Raw genomic sequence first — 21170 nt, 5'->3', positions numbered from 1 at the left:
CCACGAAACGAAAAAAGGCGGGCCCCAGGCCCGCCTTTTGCCGATCTCTTTTCAGGTTCACTCCGCCGGAATAGCGCCTTCTTCAAGGCTGAGGGGCGCCGAGAGGTGCGGCAGCATCTCTTCGGGGCAGACCTGGAGGAAGTTGTCCTTCTCGATGTCCCAGTGCTGGAGGATCTCGGCGGCCTTGCGGCTCCCGGTCTCTTTCAGGTGGCGTTCGATCAGGCCGCGAAGCTCGGTCTCCCAATGCTCCACCGTCACCGGGCAGGTCACCAGCGTTTCCTTGTTCATATAGGTCTCGGCCACGGCGTCCGGGTCGTAAAGATAGGCCATGCCCCCGGTCATCCCGGCGCCGAAGTTCGCGCCGACCGTGCCCAGGATCACGGCGATCCCGCCGGTCATGTATTCGCAACCGTTCGACCCGCAGCCCTCGATCACCACATGCGCGCCGGAGTTGCGCACCGCGAACCGCTCGCCCGCCCGACCGGCGGCGAACAGGAAGCCCGCCGTCGCGCCGTACAGCACCGTGTTCCCGATGATCGTGTTCTCCGATGCGATCAGTGGTGAGGACATGGTGGGCCGCACGACGACCGTGCCACCCGACAGACCCTTGCCGACATAGTCGTTGGCATCCCCGGCAACCTCGATCTTCAGCCCCGGCGCGGCAAACGCGCCGAGCGACTGGCCCGCCGACCCCGACAGCTTCACTGTCAGGTGGTCGGGCTGAAGATTGTTGTTCATGCCGAAGTTGCGCACGATATGGCTCGACACTCGCGTCCCGATGGTCCGGTCCGTGTTGCGCACGGCATACTGAAGCTGCATCTTCTCGCCATCGTCGAGGAAGCGCGCGGCGTCCTTCACGATCTCGGCGTCGAGCGTGTCCAGCACGGCGTTGCGCGGCCGGTTGCGGTCGTAGGTGTCCTTGCCCACGCCATCGACCGAGATCAAAAGCGGGTTCAGGTCCAGATCGTCAAGATGCGCGGACCCCCGGCTTACCTGGCTCAGAAGATCGGCACGCCCGATCACCTCGTCCAGCGACCGCGCCCCGATCCGGGCGAGGATTTCGCGCACTTCGGTGGCGTAGAAGGTGATGAGGTTCACCACCTTGTCCGCATTGCCGGTGAACTTGGCGCGCAGGCTTTCATCCTGCGTGCAGACGCCCACGGGACAGGTGTTCGACTGGCACTGACGCACCATGATGCAGCCCATCGCGATCAGCGCTGCGGTGCCGATGCCGTATTCCTCGGCCCCCATCATCGCGGCCATGACGATGTCACGCCCCGTGCGAAGCCCGCCATCCGTGCGCAGCGTCACCCGTGAGCGCAGGTTGTTCATCGACAGGACCTGATGCGCCTCGGTCAGGCCCATCTCCCACGGCAGACCGGCGAACTTGATCGACGTGGCGGGCGATGCGCCCGTGCCGCCGTTGTGGCCGGAAATCAGGATCACGTCCGCCTTCGCCTTGGCGACACCGGCCGCGATGGTGCCGACACCCGAGGATGCCACCAGCTTGACCGTCACCTTGGCGCGCGGGTTGATCTGCTTGAGGTCATAGATCAGCTGCGCAAGATCCTCGATCGAGTAGATGTCGTGGTGCGGCGGCGGAGAAATCAGCGTCACGCCCTTGGTCGAATGGCGCAGACGGGCGATCAGGTCCGTGACCTTCATCCCCGGAAGCTGGCCACCCTCACCCGGCTTGGCGCCCTGCGCCACTTTGATCTCAAGCTCTTCGCACTGGTTGAGGTATTCCGCCGTCACGCCGAACCGGCCCGACGCGACCTGCTTGATCTTGGCAGACGGGTTGTCGCCGTTGGGCTCCGGCACGAAATGCGCCGGGTCTTCGCCACCCTCGCCGGAATCCGACTTTGCGCCGATGCGGTTCATCGCGACGTTGAGCGTCTTGTGCGCCTCGGGCGACAGCGCGCCCAGCGACATGCCCGGCGTCACGAACCGTTTGCGGATCGAAGTGATGCTTTCCACCTGCTCGATCGGCACCGGCTCGCCCAGTGGCTTGATGTCGAGGATATCGCGCAGATGGATCGGCGGGTTCGCCTGCATCCGTGCGGAATACTGCTTCCACATCTCATAGGACGCCCGGTCACAGGCCGATTGCATCAGGTGCATCGTCTGCGCACCCCAGGCGTGGGTCTCGCCACCCTTGCGGGCCTTGTAGAAACCGCCGATCGGCAGAATGTCCTGCCCGGTGCGCCAGCCCTTGGCATGGATCGCGCGGGCCTTCTTCTGGATACCGCCGACGCCGATGCCGGAAATGCGGCTGGTCATGCCGGGGAAATACTCGTTCACCATCGCACGGCTCAGGCCCACGGCCTCGAAGTTGAGCCCGCCGCGATAGGACGAGATGACCGAGATGCCCATCTTCGCCATGATCTTGAGCAGACCCTGATCCACCGCCTCGCGATACTTGCGCACCGCGTCCGTCAGGCTCCCGTCCAGAAGCCCGCGCTCGATCCGGTCGGCCAGCGTGTCCTCGGCGAGATAGGCGTTCACCACCGTCGCACCGCAGCCCACGAGCACCGCGAAGTAATGCGGGTCGATGCACTCCGCCGTGCGCACATTGAGCGAGGTGAAGGTGCGCAGGCCCTTGCGGGTGAGCCAGCTATGCACCGCCGAGGTGGCGAGGATCATCGGCATCCCCACCTTGCCCTCGTCCTGCGCCATGTCGGACAGCACGATATGACCGGCGCCGGAGCGCACGGCCTCCTCGGCCTCATCGCGGATACGGGCCAGCCCGTCGCGCAACGCCTGATCGCCGCCGTCGGCGTCGAAGGTGCAATCGATCTCGACCATTTTCGCGTTGAAATGCGTCACCAGCTCATCGAACTGGGCGTTGCCCACGAAGGGGCTTTCCAGCACGAGGATCTCGGTCTGGCTCCCGGCCTCGTCCAGCACGTTCTTGAGGTTGCCGAACCGGGTCTTGAGGCTCATCACCCGGAACTCGCGCAGCGAGTCGATGGGCGGGTTCGTCACCTGGCTGAAGTTCTGGCGGAAGAAATGGCTCAGGGGCCGGTATTCCTTGGACAGCACGGCACTCGGCGTGTCGTCCCCCATCGAGGCCAGCGTTTCCTTGCCGTCCTCGGCCATCGGCGCGAGGATCTGCTCGATTTCCTCAAGGCTGTAGCCCGCCGCCACCTGCCGCTTGCGCAGGTCGCCGCCCGAGAACATCGCCTTCTCCTCGACGCCCAGAAGCTCTTCGTCGATGTCGTTGACCTTGCCGATCCAGTCGCCGAACGGCTGGCTGTTGGCGAGCTTATCCTTGATCTCGACGTCGTGGTAGAGCTTGCCCTCTTCCATATCGATGGCAAGCAACTGCCCCGGACCCAGCGCGCCTTTCTCGACGCAGGTTGCCTCGTCCGCAGGCACCATGCCCGCCTCGGACCCGGCGATGACCAGCCCGTCGCCCGTGACGACATAGCGCATCGGGCGCAGGCCGTTGCGGTCCAGCCCGGCGCAGACCCAGCGACCGTCGGTCATGGCCAGCGCGGCGGGGCCGTCCCACGGCTCCATCGTCGAGTTGGCATAGGAATACATGTTGACCCAGGCCTGCGGCATCTCGGCCGATTGCTTGGACCAGCTTTCCGGCACCAGCATCGTCTTGGCCATCGGCGCGGACCGCCCGGCGCGCACCAGCACCTCGAACACCGAGTCCAGCGCGGCGGAGTCCGACGACCCCTGCGCCACGATCGGCTTGATGTCTTCCGCCAGATCCCCGAAGGCGCCGCTGGCCATCCGGATCTCGTGGCTTTTCATCCAGTTCAGGTTGCCCTTGAGCGTGTTGATCTCGCCGTTATGCGCCAGCATCCGGAACGGCTGTGCCAGCCACCACTGCGGGAAGGTGTTGGTGGAATAGCGCTGGTGATAGATCGCAAAGGCGCTCTCGAACCGCTCATCCTGAAGGTCGGGATAGAACTCCGCCACCTGCTCGGCGAGCATCATGCCCTTGTAGATGATCGACCGGCACGACAGCGAGGCGAGGTAAAGCTGCGCGACACCGGCGGCGGCGGCGGCCTTTTCGATCCGGCGGCGGATGACGTAAAGCTCACGCTCGAACGTCTCTTGATCCGTGCCCTTGGCGTTGGAAATCAGGATCTGCTCGATCTCGGGCCGCGTCGCGTTGGCCTTTTCGCCGAGGCAGGAAATATCCACCGGCACATGACGCCAGCCATAGATGTAATAGCCCATGCGCAGGACTTCGGTTTCCACGATGGTCCGGCACGTCTCCTGCGCGCCGAAGTCGGTGCGCGGCAGGAACACCTGCCCGACCGCGATCAACTCATCCTTGCGCGGCTCGTGGCCGGTGCGGCGCACCTGGTCGTAAAAGAAGTCGACCGGGATCTGCACATGGATACCCGCGCCGTCGCCGGTCTTGCCGTCCGCGTCGACCGCGCCCCGGTGCCAGATCGCCTTCAGCGCCTCGATGCCGCTTTCCACGACCTTGCGGCTTTTCTTGCCGTCGATGGACACGACAAGGCCCACGCCGCAGGAGGCGTGCTCGAACTCGTCACGGTACATGCCATGTTCGGCGAGGTAAGCGCGCTTGGCTTCTTCCTCGGCCACCCAGCGTTCATCATATTTGGTCATGGTCGGTCTCCTTTTCCCCCGCTCCGGGGGACACTGGCGCGGGGGTCAAACCCGCCTTCTGCTGATCGCATTCGTATAGGGGGAGCGACGAGGCGAACCCCGGCTCGCCCGGCTCGATGAAATCGACGGGGCTGTTGTCGTAAGGCGTCGCCTCGCCCGCGTCGTCGTAAACCTCTTCGGGTCCGAGAAAGAACAGGCGCTTCTCGCGGCTGAGGTATTGCACCCCGCGCGAACTGTATTCGACCGTCCCGTCTTCGGTCAGGATCTGAAGCTGCGTCTGCACGATCTCAAGCGGCAGGCCGTCGATGGTCGTGGTCTCACCCGTCAGCGTGTCGGCCCCGACAATCGTGATCTCGCGGTCCTCGCCGGGGGCCGTGCGGTGCATCGTGAACCGGAAGGTGTCGATCCCTTCGTCGGCGAGCGTGTCGATCTCGATCGGGTCTTCGGCGGGCGGGACAAGCACCTCGCGGGAATTGTCCCACATGTAAACGCTGTCCTGCCATTGGTAGGTCGGGCCATAGCCCACGACCGCCGACATTCCGTCCCCGTCGAAAATCGCCTCGGCGAAGCCCCCGTCCGGCGCGGACTCGCAGCGATAGAGATGCGAGACCGAGCATTGCCTCGATTGCACTGTCAGGAACACGTCACAGCCCGCAGGCGGGACGAATGGATTGGCCGAAGCGGGCGCGGCAAGAAGGGTCGCGGCGGCGAGCGTCACAGCGATGGGATGTTTCATCTTAACCCTTCCTTAACTTTTGCGTCCTTTTGGGTCAGTTCGTTTGACCTGATCCCGATCCTCATCCTGCGGCGTCTGCACAATCGTATGCACACCATGTGCACAGGATGTGTACGCGGTGTGCCTGCCGGTTTTACTCGGCTGCCACGCTCGCGGTGGCCTCATCGAAGCGCTTGATCATGGCGTCCGCGGCGTCGCGCCCGTCCTTGATCGCCCAGACGACAAGGCTCGCCCCGCGCACGATGTCACCCACCGCATAGACCCCGTCCATGTCGGTCGCGCCGGTGCGGAAATCGGCCTTCACCGTGCCCCAGCGCGTGACGGGAAGCTCCTCTTCGCCCCAGAGCTTCGGAAGCTCCTCGGGCTCGAAACCCAGCGCCTTGATGACGAGGTCGGCGTCTTCGGTATATTCGGCCCCCTCGATCGGTTCGGGCGACTGGCGGCCCGTCGCGTCGGGTTGACCCAGACGCATCCGCTGCACGATCACGCCGGTGACGGGATCGCCCGCGAACCCCTTGGGCGCGGCCATCCAGACGAACTCGACGCCCTCTTCCTCGGCATTGGCCACCTCGCGCTGCGAGCCGGGCATGTTGGCACGGTCGCGGCGATACAGACACTTCACGCTGGTCGCGCCCTGCCGGATCGCCGTGCGCACGCAGTCCATCGCGGTGTCGCCGCCGCCGATCACGACGACCTTCTTGCCCTCGGCCCAGAGCGAGCCGTCCTTGTGCTCCGGCACCTCGTCCCCAAAGGACGCCTTGTTCGAAGCGGTCAGGTAATCGATGGCCCGGACGATGCCCGTGGCACCCGAACCGGGGCCTTGCAATTCGCGGGTCTTGTAGACGCCGGTGGCAATAAGCACAGCATCGTGTTTCTCGCGGATCTGCTTGAACGTGATGTCCTCGCCCACGTTGCAGTTCATCACGAACTCCACGCCGCCCTTTTCAAGCTGCTCGTTGCGGCGCATTACGATGTCCTTCTCCAGCTTGAAGCCGGGGATACCGTAGGTCATGAGCCCGCCGGACCGATCATAGCGGTCATAGACGGTGACCTGCACACCTGCACGACGCAGACGGTCGGCAGCGGCCAGACCACCGGGGCCAGCCCCGATGATGCCGACGCTCTCGCCACGCTCCGAGGCGGGCGCGATGTCCGCGACCCAGCCCTTCTCAAACGCGGTGTCGGTGATGTATTTCTCGACCGCCCCGATGGTGACGGTGCCGTGGCCCGACTGCTCGATCACGCAGTTGCCTTCGCACAGGCGGTCCTGCGGGCAGATGCGGCCACAGATTTCGGGAAACGTGTTCGTCTCCTGGCTCAGCTCATAGGCTTCCTTGAGCCGGCCCGTCGCGGTCATGCGCAGCCAGTCGGGGATGTTGTTGTGAAGCGGGCAATGGCTCTGACAATACGGCACGCCACACTGGCTGCACCGCGCGGATTGCTCGGCCGCCTTGGCTTCGGCGAACTCGGCATAAATCTCGTGAAAATCCTCACGGCGTAGATCCGCGCCACGCTTCTCCGGCATGTCGCGCTCAACGGTCACGAATTTGAGCATCGGCTGCTTCGCCATCACGTCCTCCGTTTTCTTCGAGCGGACTATTTATCAGGCTTTAAGAAAAAGAAAAGGCATAATCACTGACCTAAAAGGGGATCATTACCCCCTCATGGGTGGTTTTTTCGTCTTGTTGGTCAACTATAAGGTCACTATTACTGACCTTCTTTTCCGCTTTCCATTTGTTTCCAAATGGTTAGCTTTGCACAACCAATCACGCCGGGACCACGGGCATGTCGCTTTTCCACCTCTTCATAGTGGCTGTAATTCAGGGGCTTACGGAATTTCTCCCCGTCTCCTCCTCCGGTCACCTGATTCTCCTCCCGAATCTCACCGGAATGACGGACCAGGGACAGGTGATCGACGTGGCCGTTCATGTCGGCACCCTCGGCGCGGTGATCCTCTATTTTTGGTCAGATGTGCGTGAGGCACTTTTCGGCATCCCCCGAATGCTCACGGGCCGGATCGACACCCGCGGCGCCAAGCTCGCCTTCCTGCTGGCCGTGGCCACCGTGCCGGTCATCGTCTTCGGCCTGATCCTCAAGGCCACCGGCCTTGACGACGCGATGCGGTCTGTCGCCGTGATCGGCTGGACCATGCTGATCTTCGGCCTCGTCCTTTACTGGGTCGACCAGAAAGGCGCCGAGGAAAAGAGCGATACCGACTGGACCCTGCGCGATGCGATCATCATGGGGCTGTGGCAGGCCATCGCGCTCATCCCCGGCACATCGCGCTCCGGCGCCACGATCTCGGGCGCCCGCGCCCTGGGCTACAAGCGCGAGGACGGCACGCGCCTCGCCATGCTCATGTCCATCCCCACGATCCTGGCCTCCGGCCTCTACCTCGGGCTCGAGGTCGCCGCCGAAGCCGACGCGCAGGCCGCCCGGGACGGCGCCATCGCCGCCGGCATGGCCTTTGTCGCAGCCCTGCTCGCCCTCACGCTGATGATGCGCCTCCTGCGCTCGGTCAGCTTTACGCCCTACGTCATCTACCGCGTGATCCTCGGTGTCGTGTTGCTGGTCATCGCCTACACCTGACACGAAAAAGGCCGGCCCACCCGGACCGGCCCCAATACTCGAAGTGCCTGCAATCAAGTGCGCAGGTTACGCGCCGACGCGGTGATATCGGCGTACTGCCCGGTCTGGCGGAACCGCCACAGATAGCCCGGCAGCACCACCTCCATCGCCGTCGGCGTGATCCCGAGGTCTTCGAAGGTCTTCGTCTCCCCGGTCACCACGTTGTCATGGTGCAGCGTCGTCACCTGGTCGCGCGTGATCGGCGCTTTGACCAGACCGCCGGTCATGGCCGAACCCGCGTCGAACACGGTCCCCATGATCCCCGCCAGCCAGAACGGCAGGTTCACGATCATGCGGCGGCGCTGGATCATGGTGAGCATGTCCTGCATCAGCTCGCGGAACGTCTGAACGTCAGGCCCGCCAAGCTCATAGATCCCCGGCGCGGCCTCACCCCTCGCGCCCATCTCGGCGGCATGGGCGACATCGTCGACATAGACCGGCTGAAATTTCGTTCCGCCGCCGACGACCGGCAGCACGGGGCCGAAGCGCGTCATCCCCGCGAAACGATTGAAGAAGTTGTCCTCGGGCCCGAACATCACGGACGGGCGCAGGATCACGGCTTCGGGGAAGCTGTCGAGGATCGCCGCCTCGCCCCGCCCCTTGGACGTGGCATAAAGGCTGTCGCCCTCAGCGTCCGCGCCGATGGCCGACAGGTGAACGAGGGTCGGGATGCCCTTTTCGGCCGCCAGCCGCGCGATACGCGCCGCGCCCTCGTCCTGCACGGCGTCGAAGTTGTTCTTGCCGCCCTTGTCGAAGGTGCCCACGCAGTTGACCACCGCGTCCGCGCCGGTCATCGCCTCGGCAACGGACGCGTCGTTGCGGATGTTGCACAGGATGGGCGCGACCTGTCCGACCGTGCCGTAAGGCTTCACGAAAAGCGCCTCGTTCGGCCGTCGCACGGCCACGCGCACGCGCCAGCCCGCTTTCGCCATCCGCCGGGCGATATACCGCCCCGCGAAGCCCGATCCGCCGTAGATGGTGACGAGTTTCGACATGCCAAGCTCCTTCGCAAATCCGGGTTCCTGCATAGCCCCGCAGGCCCGCGCGAACAAGGCGAATTGAAACTTTGCGAATCCCGTTGACAGGCTCCGCCCGGGGCCTTACATCGCGGCTCCACGACACCTGCCCAGGTGGCGGAATTGGTAGACGCGCCAGCTTCAGGTGCTGGTGTCTGTATGGACGTGGAGGTTCGAGTCCTCTCCTGGGCACCAAGTCTCACAGGTAAGCCACTGCTTCTCGTCAGTTTCCGCTCAGGAACGCAGCAGGCGTAGACCAAGTCGGAAACCAATCCAGCAGCCGGCACATGTTTGCAGGCCCCGATTTTCAGATCGCGGCGCGTGTCGCACGACCTTTCCCATCACGACACGGTAGGGCGCATGAGCTTCACCACGTTGAAGGCGAGTCCGGTATGGTTGGCCTGCCTGCGTCGCAGGTCAGGCTGCGGTTGACTCTGAGCGTTCAGTAGACGCGCTCACATGTGCCGAAACTATGTCCCCGGTCGCATCATCCCCGGTCCCGCGAGCTGGCGCATGGCGAGGTCGGGGTTGGGTGAATTCAGGATGAACCGTTGAAGCAGAAGAAGCCGATCTCGTCATGGTTCCGCGCGAGCACGTCGAGCCGGTCCGCGACCTGATCGAATACGTTGCGGGGGAGCGACGTGGCCGGGCCGACTGCGGCGAGGTCGAGGGCGGGGTGGAGCAGCGACAGGAGCGTCTGTGCCGCCGCGCCCTCCAGTTTGGCGAAGATGTCCGTCTCGGTCCGGTGGCGCGGCAGAAGCATCGACTGGAGCGCGCCCAGCGCCCGGATGAAGCGGATGGTCAGTGACTGGATGCCCGTCACGACGTTCTGCGCGATGACCCGGATGCCGCCGATGACCAGACCGGGAATTTCGATCACGGCGCCGGAATCGGCCATGACGCCCTTGCTGCCGTCCACGGGGAGATAGGGCAGGAGCGAGTCGATGAACTCCGGTACGAACGCTTCGGTCAGCGGGAGCGCGTTGCGAAAGCCGATGCGGTGATGCGTGTCGCCACGATCGAGCTCGATCTGCTCGGCGAACCATTCCCCGGAATCCGCGTCGAGCACGAGGCGTATCTGGAGCGTGTCCGGTGTACGTTCGTCGGTCAGTTGGTCCTGCGTCATCTCAAATACACCTCACGCATCTATTGCTCATGGTCTTCAATCTCGGGCGAACGTGTGTTCGCGTGGCTTCTTCAAAGGGCTTCCGCATCAGGAGAGAATCTGGAACGAGCCGTACAGATGCGTCGGGTTTCCCGAGGCGTCGACAGTCGTTCTGCCTGTGCTCCGGCATTTTGCGCGGGTCCCGTCCGGGCGGGTGATCTGGTCCACCAGATCGAAGGGTTCATTCTTGTCGATGGCGTCCTGCATCATCGCCTTGATTCGGGGCCGGGCCTCCGGATCGAACCGCTCGAGCGCCTTGTCGAAACTGGCGGGTTCGGCCGGATCGATACCGAGGATCTCGTAGAGCGTCGGGTTCCAGTAGGCCACGCCATTTGCGATGTCGTAGGAGTAAAAGCCGATGCCGCGGTCCCCCGCCACCTTGCCATAGTGCTTCACGATCAGGTCGTCGTTCACTGCGCGGGAATAGTCGCGGAACACGCCCAGGAGCGCGACCGCCTCGCCCGCTTCGTTCGTGATCGCGGTGCCCGAGGTCTCGACCACGATGGTGCGCCCGTCCGCCCGGTTCAGCCGCGCGAAGAAATGGAACGGCTCACCGGTTTCGATGGCGGTGTCGATAGCCTCCTTCACCATAGCCTGGTCATCCGGGTGGTAGTAGTTCACCCCGTCGCCGATCTTGCCCGACTGGTCGCCGAAAGGAAGGCCGTGGATGGCGTAGGTTTCCGGCGACCAGTCCTGTTCGCCGGTTGCGAGGTTGATCTTCCAGGTCCCGATATTGCCGAACGCGCGGAGTGTCTGGTTAAGCTCTGACGTGATGGTCAGGTCGACCTCGTCGGCCAGCACGATCAACCCGATCAGACCCTCACCCTCGGTGGTGAGCGGCGTTACGGTAAGCGAAACGAGGCTGTTCCCGATCTCGATGCTGCGCTGGTGGACCTGCCGGTCGAGCAGCGCCTGCGAACAGATGTCGACGAGCGGCGGGTAGCCTCTGGGCATGTAGCACTGGGACAGGTGGCCGAGCGAATGGCCCCGCTCCCGGATTCGGAATGTCTCGATTGCGCTTTTCGACGCGTGGCGGATGAGCAGCCCGAGGTCGAGCATCATCATCACGGTCGGAATCCCCGAGATCAGGCCGTTCAGTTCCGCCGTTGCGCGTTCGAGTTGCGAGGTGTTGACCAGCAATTCCTCGTTCACCGTGATGAGCTCTTCATTCGTGGATTGAAGTTCCTCGTTCGACGTTTCGAGTTCCTCGTTCGTCGACTGAAGTTCCTCGTTCGAGCTTTGCAGCTCTTCGTTCAGGGACTGAAGCTCCTCGTTCGAGGTCTGGAGCTGCTCGATCGTCACCTGCAACGTGTCGCGGGTGCGGGCGAGTTCTGTTTCGAGGTAGTCGAGGTAATCGGTACGCTCCGCGTCAGCGCCCGTCGGCTCCTCCCGCATCTCGGTTTCGAAGCCGATGAGGACCAGAGGCTCGCTCTCCGTATCGTCGGCGGCGGGCATGATGGGATAGGCCACCATGCGCAGGTTGTTGTAGCCGCGTCCGTCCACCTGATGCCACTGGCCCGCCCGCACCTCCCTGTGCCTGATCGCGACGAGCACCATCGACCCGGCTTCATAGGAGAGCATCTTCTTGAGGACGTTGAGCGTCATGCTCCCCTGGATCGGTTCGCGCATTTCCACGAACTCGGCGATGTCGCCGTAGATCTTGAGGATCGACTTCTCCTTGTTGGTCAGGACGCCGGTTTCGACGACGGACCTTGCGAGCGCATCGAAGCGCCAGGCATCCTCATGATTCAGGGCCGCACGATGGAAACCGACGGCACCGCCCGAATGATAGTTCAGCCCGGCCGGCAGCGCCCGCTCGGGCCCCGCCGGGCGGGACAGGCGCAGAGAGCGCTTGCTGAAGATCTTGGAGTTCGCCTCGATCGGGACGAAATAGCTTTCGAGCACACCGGTCGTCTCGGAGGTGCCGAGAAACAGCATACCGTCTGACTTGAGCGAGTACTGAATACGCGCCAGCACCCGCTCCTGCAGTTTCGCCTCGAAGTAGATCAGGACGTTTCGGATCGACACGAGGTCGATCGACATGAACGGCGCGTCCTGAAACACGTTGTGGCGCGTGAACATGACCAGCTGCCTGAGCTTGTCGCGCACTTTCACCGTGTCTTCGGACACCTCGAAATAGGTTTCGAGAAACCGGCCGGGAATGTCGGTCGCCGCAGACGCCGGATAGGTCGCCTTGCGCCCGATGCTCAGGGCGTGATCGTCGATGTCGGTCGCGAAGACCTGCAACTGGTCCTTCGAGACCTTGTCGATCCCGCCCAGCGCCTCGGCGACGAGGATGGCGATGGAATAGGCTTCTTCCCCGGTCGCGCAGCCCGGTATCCAGATCCGGATCGGCTCGTCGTCCGTGCGGTTGGAAAAGCGGCTTTCGATTTCCAGTTCGAGCGCAGCGAATTGTTCATGGTCGCGGAAGAACCGTGTCACCGAAATCAGGAGGTCGCGATAAAGCGCCTCGACCTCGTCCACGGACCGGCGGCACAGCTCGACATATTCGTCGAAGGACTCGATGCCCTTGGCGAACATCCGGCGGTGGATGCGCCGGTTGATCGTCGTCTCTTTGTAGTGACGGAAATCGACGAGCGTATGGGCCAGCAGAATTTGGAACAGGTCGTTGTTTTTTGGCGACGCCTCGTCCAGCTCCTTGAGGACGCTGAGGTCGCGGGGCCGTTTCAGGACGGTGACCAGATGCTGACCGATCTGTTCGGGCGTGAGGGTGAGGTCGACGCAGCCGGTGCGGATCGCGGACACCGGCATCGAGTCGTATTTGGATGAATCGGGGTTCTGCGCAATGGTGATGCCCCCCGCCTCACGGATCGCCTGAACGCCGTAGGAGCCGTCACTGCCGGTGCCCGACAGGACCACCCCAACGGCTGAGGCGCCCCGTCCTTCGGCAAGGGATTTCAAAAGCCGATCCGCCGAAGGTTTCGGCATCGCGTGATGGCCCGTGGGTTCCTTGAGGCGGAGCAAGCCATCCTCAAGCACCGTGTCGCGGCCCGGCGGCGGGACATAGATCGTGCCCGCTCGGGGGACCGTTTCTTCCTCGATCTCCTCGACCTTCAGCCGCGTTTCGCGCGACAGGAGCGGGACCAGCATGCTCTTGTGACTCGGCGACATATGCTGCGCGATCACATAGGCGCAATTCAGATCCTTCGGCAGATTCTGCGCGAGGAGCGAGGTCGCCTCCAACCCGCCGGCAGAAGCCGCGATCCCGACGATGACGAGTTCATCCACAAGCTGATCCAAGGTGTGTCCTTACAAACCTGGCGGCAGCTGTTGCCGCTGCCGGACTTCGCGATTAGCGGGTTACAAACCGGGCGAAAACCGGGGCGTCGCCTTGCGGCACCGAACCTGCTTCACTCACCTTAAAGGCGAATGGCGGGAGGTGCGAGTATCATTTATCGCGCAACGGTCGCTTGGCAAACCAATGCTGCATCGCGGCCACGCAAACGACCTGCACAGATTTTCACCATCGGACCGGCGATGGCGGCGCGGGGGCGGGCAACGACGAAACCTGCGCTCTGTCTAAATTTTACCAATTGATAAAAATGCGAGTCGTGCTAGCGTTTCCCAAAAGAACACAGACAGGGAGACAGTCGTGACCAATTCCCCACAGACACCCGGCGTCGTCGCCGAGCGTTTGCAGGCAACGGTTCTGGCCGAGAATTTCGCGGACCTGCATCCGCCACTCGACGCGCATGAGGCGCAGGTGGCCGCGGACCGCTGCTATTTCTGCCATGATGCGCCGTGCATGGAGGCCTGCCCCACCGACATCGACATCCCGCTCTTCATCCGCCAGATCATGACCGGAACACCGGAAGCGGCGGCCAAGACGATCCTCGATCAGAACATCCTTGGCGGCATGTGCGCCCGCGTCTGCCCGACCGAAACGCTGTGCGAAGAGGTCTGCGTGCGCGAGGTGGCCGAGGGGGAGCCGGTTCAGATCGGTCGCCTGCAACGCTACGCCACCGACACGCTGATGGGCGCGAACGTGCATCCGTTCAAACGTGCCGAGCCGACCGGCAAGCGGGTCGCCGTCGTGGGTGCCGGACCCGCCGGTCTGGCAGCGGCGCACCGGCTGGCGATGTATGGTCATGACGTCGTGATCCATGACGCCAAGCCGAAACCGGGTGGCCTCAACGAATACGGCATCGCCTCCTACAAGACGGTCGAAAACTTCGCCGCGCGCGAAGTCGACTGGCTGATGCAGATCGGCGGGATCACGATGGAGACCGGTAAGACGCTGGGCGAGGACATCACGCTCGACGGGCTGGCCAGCGACTTTGACGCGGTGTTCCTCGGCATCGGGCTGGGCAATACGAACGCGCTCGGGATCGACGGCGAGGATTTGTCCGGTGTCGTGGACGCGGTGAAATTCATCGCCGATCTGCGTCAGACCGACGATCTGACCGACCTGCCCGTGGGCCGCAACGTCGTGGTGATCGGCGGCGGCATGACCGCCATCGACGCGGCGGTGCAATCCAAGCTCCTTGGCGCCGAGAACGTCACGCTGGTCTACCGCCGGTCGCAGGACAAGATGCCCGCCTCGGAATACGAACAACAGCTCGCGCAATCCAAAGGCGTCCATATCATACCCGGCGTCGCGCCCGTCTCGCTCAAGGGCGAAGGGCATGTCGCGGCCATCGAGCTTGCCTACACCGACGAGAACGCCAAGCCGACGGGCGAGACCTTCACCCTTCCCGCCGATCAGGTGTTCAAGGCCATCGGGCAGGCGTTCGAGGAGGTCGCGGGCCTCGACACCGACGGTCGCAAGATCAAGGTGACGGACGCAGGACGCACCTCGCGCGATGGTGTCTGGGCCGGTGGCGACTGCACGGCGGGCGAAGACCTGACCGTCGTCGCCGTTGCCGAGGGTCGCGACGCCGCCGAGGACATCCACGCGAGCCTCATGGGGTAAGCGCAGCACCGGGGAGCCAGGCAACATGCCCAGCCACATCCACTTTCAGACCATCGGCGCCACGGATCAGGCGCGCGCGGTCGCGTTCTACACGGAAAAGCTCGGCTTTTCGGTGGAGCGGGATGAGGCTTATGGCGCGGATCGCTGGATTTTCCTGACCCTCCCCGGCGCGCAGACCATGCTCCAGATCAGCAAGGTCGCCGCCATCACCCCGCAGGACACCCCGCAACTCGTCCTCGTCTGCGACGACGTGGACGGCGAGGCCAAGTGCCTCGCCGACGCGGACGTGCCCATCGTTTCCGGCCCTGACACCGCGCCGTGGGACCCATCGACCCGTTGGGCGATGATCCACGACAGCGAGGGCAATCTAATTCTTCTTCAGACCGTAGGAGGCCAATGACATGGCAGACCTGACGACCGACTTCATCGGGATCAAATCCCCCAACCCCTTCTGGCTCGCCTCGGCCCCGCCGACCGACAAGGAATACAACGTCCGCCGCGCCTTCGAGGCCGGATGGGGCGGTGTCGTGTGGAAGACGCTTGGCGAAGAAGGTCCGCCCGTCGTCAACGTCAATGGCCCGCGCTACGGGGCGATTTATGGCGCGGACCGGCGGCTTCTGGGTCTGAACAACATCGAACTCATCACCGACCGTCCGCTTCAGACGAACCTCGACGAGATCAAGCGTGTGAAGGCCGACTACCCGGACCGCGCCGTGGTCGTGTCGCTCATGGTGCCGCTGGACGAGGATGCGTGGCGCAAGATCCTCGACCGCGTGGGCGAGACCGGCGCGGACGGGGTCGAGCTGAACTTCGGCTGCCCGCACGGGATGGCCGAGCGCGGCATGGGCTCTGCCGTCGGTCAGGTGCCGGAATATGTGGGCCGGATCACCGAGTGGGTCAAAAAGCACTCCGACCTGCCCTGCATCGTGAAACTCACGCCGAACATCAGCGACATCCGCCAGCCCGCGCTCGCCGCGAAACAGGGCGGGGCGGACGCGGTCAGCATGATCAACACGATCAACTCGATCACCTCGGTGAACCTCGACGCGATGTGCCCGGAGCCGATGATCGACGGGCTTGGCACCCACGGCGGCTATTGCGGACCGGCGGTGAAGCCCATCGCGATGAATATGGTGGCCGAAGTGGCGCGCTGGGAAGAAACCGCAGGCATGCCGATCTCGGCCATCGGTGGCATCTCCACATGGCGTGACGCGGCGGAGTTCATGGCACTGGGTGCCGGGAACGCGCAGGTCTGCACCGCAGCGATGACCTATGGCTTCCGGATCGTGAAAGAGATGTGTTCGGGGCTGTCACAGTGGATGGACGAGAAGGGATATTCCAAGACCTCGGACTTCATCGGCATGGCGACGCCGCGCGTCACCGACTGGCAGCACCTGAACCTCGACTACGTCACCAAGGCCGAGATCGACCAGGATCTCTGCATTTCCTGCGGGCGCTGTTTCGCGGCCTGCGAGGACACGTCGCATCAGGCCATCGCGATGTCCGACGACCGGGTGTTCACGGTGAAGGACGACGAATGCGTCGCCTGCAACCTCTGCGTCAACGTCTGCCCGGTCGAAGGCTGCATCACGATGCGCCGCCTGTCGCCCGGCGAAAAGGACCTGCGCACCGGAATGATCATCCCGGCCGAGGACGACAAGCGCACATGGCTGGAACATCCGAACAATCCGGACGGCGATCCGCTCACCTGCATCTCGCGGGGTCAGTGAGCAGTGCTTGACCGGGGGTTGGCCTGTGCTAGCCTCGTTTTAACCGAATGGTAAAAACCAGAACTTCTGCCGAAGCCCCTGCGAAACAAGGGGCACGGCACCGCAACAGGGACTGAGGGCGATGCTGCATCGCGCGAAATCACGGATCGGTTCGGGGGCGTTTGCGCGCACCCGGACGCCACAGCCCATTTCCCTGTTGCACAAAATGACAGCGGCGCGCCTGATGTATGGGCGTCCGCCAGAGACTGCGACGAAATGACAGGAGAGTGCCATGGCAGCCCCCGGTGAGAACCTTCGTATCAATGCCGACCGGCTTTGGGACAGCCTTATGGAAATGGCCAAGATCGGGCCGGGCGTCGCGGGCGGCAACAACCGCCAGACGCTGACCGATGCCGATGCCGAGGGCCGCGCGCTGTTCCAGAAATGGTGCGACGACGCCGGCATGAGCATGGGCGTCGACACGATGGGCAACATGTTCGCAACGCGCGAGGGGACGGACCCCGACTCGCTCCCGGTCTATATCGGCAGCCACCTCGACACCCAGCCCACGGGCGGGAAATACGACGGGGTTCTGGGCGTGCTCGGCGGGCTGGAAGCGGTGCGCTCGATGAACGACCTCGGGATCAAGACCAAGCACCCCATCGTCATCGCCAACTGGACGAACGAGGAAGGCACGCGCTTCGCGCCCGCCATGCTGTCGTCGGGCGTGTTCGCCGGCATCCACGAACAGGATTGGGCCTATGACCGGGAGGACGCCGAGGGCAAGAAGTTCGGGGACGAACTGAAGCGGATCGGATGGGTCGGCGACGAAAAGGTCGGCGCGCGCAAGATGCACGCGATGTTCGAGTTGCACATCGAACAGGGGCCGATCCTTGAGGCCGAAGAAAAAGACATCGGTGTCGTCACACACGGTCAGGGCCTGTCGTGGACGCAGGTGACAGTGACCGGCAAGGAAAGCCACACGGGGTCGACCCCCATGCCGATGCGCAAGAATGCGGGGCTGGGCATGGCGCGCATTCTTCAACTCGTGGACGAGATCGCCTGGTCGCACAAACCCGACGCCGTGGGCGCGGCGGGCCATATCGACGTCTATCCCAACAGCCGCAACGTGATCCCCGGCAAGGCGGTGTTCACCGTCGACTTCCGTTCGCCCGATCTTGCCACCATTCAGGATATGGAAAAGCAACTCGCGGACGGCGCCAAGAAGATCTGCGACGAGATGGGGCTGGAGGTCGCGCTGGAAAAAGTCGGCGGGTTCGATCCGGTGGAATTCGACGAAGGCTGCGTGACAGCCGTGCGCGATGCAGCCGAACGGCTGGGCTATTCACACATGAACATCATCTCGGGCGCGGGCCACGACGCCTGCTGGATCAATCAGGTCGCACCGACAGCCATGATCATGTGCCCCTGCGTGGATGGCCTCAGCCACAACGAGGCCGAGGATATCTCAAAGGAATGGGCCACCGCCGGGGCCGACGTGCTGTTCCACGCCGCGCTCGAGACGGCGGAGATCGTGTCCTGATCCGCCACGCGATCATAGAACTGGCGTTCGTCGCCGCCCCGGCCAATGCCGAGACCTGGGACTGGCAGCTGGACGATCCGATCCGGCCGCACACCGGGGTCGACATGATCGACACGGAGCCAGACAGCGTGACGCCCGAGCAGATCGCCGAACTCAAGGCAGCAGGGGTCACCCCCATCGCCTATGTTTCGGTCGGGACCGTGGAGAATTACCGCGACGACGCGGACGCATTTCCGGCCCACCTGCAAGGCAACACGCTCGGCAACTGGCCGAACGAGCGCTACCTCGACATTCGCGATCAGGCCACGCTCGTCCCGCTGATGCAGGCGCGGTTCGCGCGGTTCAGATCTATGGGATTCGAGGGGGTCGAAGCCGACAATATCGACAGCTACTCGAACGACCCCGGCTTTCCGCTGACCGCCCGACACGCCGTCGCCTATGCCCGCGCGCTGGCCGGTGCCGCCCATGCCGAGGGGCTGACCATCGGGCAGAAGAACGCCATCGAACTTGCGCCCGACCTCGTCGATGTGATGGACTTCATGGTGACCGAGGAATGCTTCGAACAGGGCTGGTGCGAGGAGACGCGCATCTACCTGTCACAGGGCAAGCCGGTCTACGCCGCCGAATACACCGGGCAAGGCGTCGACTGGGCCGCCGCTTGCGAGCAGGCGCGTGATCTGGGGATCGCGATGATCCTGCACAACAACGACCTGAAAGGTCCGGCACAGGCACGATGCTGAACGACGATCCTCATGACGCCCGCGAAGTGGCCCATATCAAGCAGCGGATCGGCGCCGAGATCGACGCGTTCGATCCCAAGCGTGCCGCCGCCGGGATCGAGGACTGGAACGTGGCCACGCTTGCGGATTTCAAGAACGCGCTCATCGAACCGAATTTGATGGAGCTGAACCTGCCCGGCGGCATCACCGACTACGCCTATGCCGTGACGCGGAAGAAAGGCCCGTACCGGGTGATGTGGCTGCCGTGGAACGACATCTTCAGCCTCGCGGTCGAAAGCCGCTTCGGCCCGGTGGATATCAGCGTGCATGGCGACGCGATCGGATGTTTTTCAAGTGTGTGAGGGGATGGGAATGGGACGGATCGCACTGGGCGCGCTGGCGCTCGCACTGGCCGGATGCGCGAGCGGCGGATCGGACGGCGGCCTGCCGCCCAACTATTATGTCGCGGACAAGCCTTACGCGAGTGAAGCGCTCGCGGCTCTGCCCGCAGACATCCCCTATTCGGACCTTCTGGTCTACACCGAGCCCGAGGATATCGGGTTCTGCTATCACTACCGCAGCGACGGAAAAATCTACCCGCTGACCAATGCCGACGGTTATCCCGTCTGCGTCCAATAAGATCAGCGCAACGACAGGAGAGAGAACATGGCCACCAAAGTCATCAAGGACGGAACCATCGTCACCGCCGACCTGACCTACAAGGCCGACGTGCTGGTCGAGGACGGCAAGATCATCGAGATTGGACAGGGGCTTTCGGGCGACGAAACGCTCGACGCGACAGGCTGCTACGTCATGCCCGGCGGGATCGACCCGCACACGCACCTCGAGATGCCGTTCATGGGCACCTACTCCTCGGACGACTTCGAGAGCGGAACGCGCGCAGCCCTTGCGGGCGGCACCACGATGGTCGTGGACTTCGCCCTGCCCAATCCGGGCGAGAGCCTGCTGGACGCGCTCAAGCGCTGGGACAACAAATCGACCACGGCCTCCTGCGACTACTCCTTCCACATGGCTGTGACATGGTGGAGCGAGCAGGTCTTCGACGAGATGGAGACGGTGGTGAAGGAGCGTGGGATCAACACGTTCAAGCACTTTCTCGCCTACAAGGGCGCGCTGATGGTGAACGACGACGAGCTTTATTCTTCGTTCATGCGCCTTGCCGACCTTGGCGCGACCCCGATGGTCCATGCCGAGAACGGCGACGTGGTCGCGGAACTGTCGGCCAAGCTGATCGCCGAGGGCAACACCGGGCCCGAGGGCCACGCCTATTCCCGCCCCCCGCAGGTGGAGGGCGAGGCGACGAACCGCGCGATCATGATCGCCGACATGGCCGGCGCGCCGCTCTACGTCGTTCACGTTTCGTGCGAGGACAGCCACGAAGCGATCCGGCGGGCCAAGATGCAGGGCAAGCGCGTCTGGGGCGAGCCGCTGATCCAGCACCTGACGCTGGATGAGAGCGAATACTTCAACCAGGACTGGGACCACGCCGCACGCCGCGTCATGTCGCCCCCGTTCCGCAACAAGCTGCACCAGGACAGCCTGTGGGCGGGCCTGTCCTCCGGATCGCTGTCGGTCGTGGCGACCGATCACTGCGCCTTCACCACCGAACAGAAGCGCTATGGCGTGGGCGATTTCACCAAGATCCCGAATGGCACCGGCGGGCTGGAGGATCGTATCCCGATGCTCTGGACCTATGGCGTCGGCACCGGGCGGCTGACGATGAACGAGTTTGTCGCCGTGACCTCCACCAACATCGCCAAGATCCTGAACTGCTATCCGCAGAAGGGCGCGATTCTTGTCGGGGCGGACGCCGACATCCTCGTGCTCGACCCGGAGAAGGAAAAGACGATCACGGCGGACAAGCAGGTGTCGTCCATCGACTACAACGTGTTCGAGGGCAAGCATGTGAAAGGCCTGCCCCGCTACGTCCTGACCCGCGGCATGGTCGCCGTGATGGATGGCGCGATGCAGGAGAAGCAGGGCCACGGCAAGTTCATCGCGCGCGAGCCGAACGCCACCGTGAACCGCGCCCTGTCCAAGTGGAAAGAACTCTCCGCGCCGCAGCCGATCGAACGGTCGGGCATTCCGGCGACGGGGGTGTGAA

The 21170-nt window shown here is 63.8% G+C and carries 15 protein-coding genes and 1 tRNA gene; 10 read left to right on the top strand and 6 right to left on the bottom strand.

The annotated features are described in order from the left end of the window. Positions 1-57: 57 nt before the first annotated feature. The 3 genes from gltB to B2585_RS02860 all read right to left on the bottom strand — a co-directional run bounded on the left by gltB (position 58) and on the right by B2585_RS02860 (position 6902). The gene (gene gltB / locus B2585_RS02870) at positions 58-4596 is read right to left on the bottom strand and encodes a glutamate synthase large subunit (protein WP_292019775.1); all 4539 of its coding nucleotides are present in this window, start codon (positions 4594-4596) and stop codon (positions 58-60) included. Then, positions 4583-5332: a hypothetical protein gene (locus B2585_RS02865; RefSeq protein ID WP_292019773.1), complete on the bottom strand. Its 750-nt coding sequence runs from the start codon at positions 5330-5332 to the stop codon at positions 4583-4585. Before B2585_RS02865 ends, gltB begins: the two co-directional genes overlap by 14 nt. A 133-nt stretch (positions 5333-5465) precedes the next feature. Beyond that, a complete protein-coding gene (locus B2585_RS02860; protein WP_292019771.1) occupies positions 5466-6902 on the bottom strand; it encodes an NAD(P)-dependent oxidoreductase in 1437 nt (478 codons plus the stop codon). Positions 6903-7117: 215 nt separating this feature from the next. On the opposite strand from B2585_RS02860, the gene B2585_RS02855 reads away from it, so the two are divergent. Beyond that, on the top strand, positions 7118-7921 hold the full coding sequence (locus tag B2585_RS02855) for an undecaprenyl-diphosphate phosphatase (RefSeq protein WP_292019769.1): 804 nt from the start codon (positions 7118-7120) through the stop codon (positions 7919-7921). 53 nt (positions 7922-7974) lie between these two features. On the opposite strand, the gene B2585_RS02850 is transcribed toward B2585_RS02855, so the two are convergent. Then, positions 7975-8955 carry a complex I NDUFA9 subunit family protein gene (locus B2585_RS02850; RefSeq protein WP_292019767.1) on the bottom strand — a complete coding sequence of 327 codons (981 nt, stop codon included), beginning with the start codon at positions 8953-8955 and terminating at the stop codon, positions 7975-7977. Positions 8956-9084: 129 nt separating this feature from the next. Here B2585_RS02850 and B2585_RS02845 point away from each other — a divergent pair. Then, positions 9085-9171: transfer RNA gene (locus tag B2585_RS02845), tRNA-Leu, on the top strand. A 343-nt stretch (positions 9172-9514) separates the two neighbouring features. Here the strand turns inward: B2585_RS02845 and B2585_RS02840 are convergent. Both B2585_RS02840 and B2585_RS02835 read right to left on the bottom strand, forming a co-directional pair. Further along, entirely contained in the window at positions 9515-10102 is a 588-nt protein-coding gene (locus B2585_RS02840; protein WP_292019765.1) for a hypothetical protein, read from the bottom strand. A gap of 87 nt (positions 10103-10189) precedes the next feature. Further along, the gene (locus B2585_RS02835) at positions 10190-13402 is read right to left on the bottom strand and encodes a chemotaxis protein CheB (RefSeq protein WP_292019763.1); all 3213 of its coding nucleotides are present in this window, start codon (positions 13400-13402) and stop codon (positions 10190-10192) included. A 352-nt stretch (positions 13403-13754) separates the two neighbouring features. Between B2585_RS02835 and B2585_RS02830 the strand changes: the two genes are divergently transcribed. The 8 genes from B2585_RS02830 to hydA all read left to right on the top strand — a co-directional run bounded on the left by B2585_RS02830 (position 13755) and on the right by hydA (position 21169). Continuing rightward, positions 13755-15074: an NAD(P)-dependent oxidoreductase gene (locus tag B2585_RS02830; protein WP_292019761.1), complete on the top strand. Its 1320-nt coding sequence runs from the start codon at positions 13755-13757 to the stop codon at positions 15072-15074. A gap of 25 nt (positions 15075-15099) precedes the next feature. Then, positions 15100-15474, top strand: a complete 375-nt coding sequence (locus B2585_RS02825; RefSeq protein ID WP_292019759.1) for a VOC family protein — start codon at positions 15100-15102, stop codon at positions 15472-15474. A 1-nt stretch (position 15475) separates the two neighbouring features. Then, complete coding sequence (gene preA, locus B2585_RS02820; RefSeq protein WP_292019758.1) at positions 15476-16804, top strand: NAD-dependent dihydropyrimidine dehydrogenase subunit PreA; 1329 nt, start codon at positions 15476-15478, stop codon at positions 16802-16804. Between the two features lie 271 nt (positions 16805-17075). Continuing rightward, entirely contained in the window at positions 17076-18326 is a 1251-nt protein-coding gene (locus B2585_RS02815; RefSeq protein ID WP_292019756.1) for a Zn-dependent hydrolase, read from the top strand. Beyond that, positions 18260-19066, top strand: coding sequence for an endo alpha-1,4 polygalactosaminidase (locus B2585_RS02810; protein WP_292019753.1), 807 nt, complete (start codon positions 18260-18262; stop codon positions 19064-19066). The genes B2585_RS02815 and B2585_RS02810 overlap by 67 nt, the downstream gene beginning before the upstream one ends. Further along, positions 19060-19407, top strand: coding sequence for a hypothetical protein (locus B2585_RS02805; RefSeq protein ID WP_292019751.1), 348 nt, complete (start codon positions 19060-19062; stop codon positions 19405-19407). Before B2585_RS02810 ends, B2585_RS02805 begins: the two co-directional genes overlap by 7 nt. Before the next feature lie 10 nt (positions 19408-19417). Next, complete coding sequence (locus B2585_RS02800) at positions 19418-19684, top strand: hypothetical protein (RefSeq protein WP_292019750.1); 267 nt, start codon at positions 19418-19420, stop codon at positions 19682-19684. A 27-nt stretch (positions 19685-19711) separates the two neighbouring features. Beyond that, on the top strand, positions 19712-21169 hold the full coding sequence (gene hydA, locus B2585_RS02795) for a dihydropyrimidinase (protein ID WP_292019748.1): 1458 nt from the start codon (positions 19712-19714) through the stop codon (positions 21167-21169). Position 21170: the final 1 nt, after the last annotated feature.

This window comes from Maritimibacter sp. UBA3975, assembly GCF_002384975.1.
Taxonomy (GTDB): Bacteria; Pseudomonadota; Alphaproteobacteria; order Rhodobacterales; family Rhodobacteraceae; genus Maritimibacter.
This window is presented reverse-complemented; position numbering and strand designations above follow the sequence as displayed.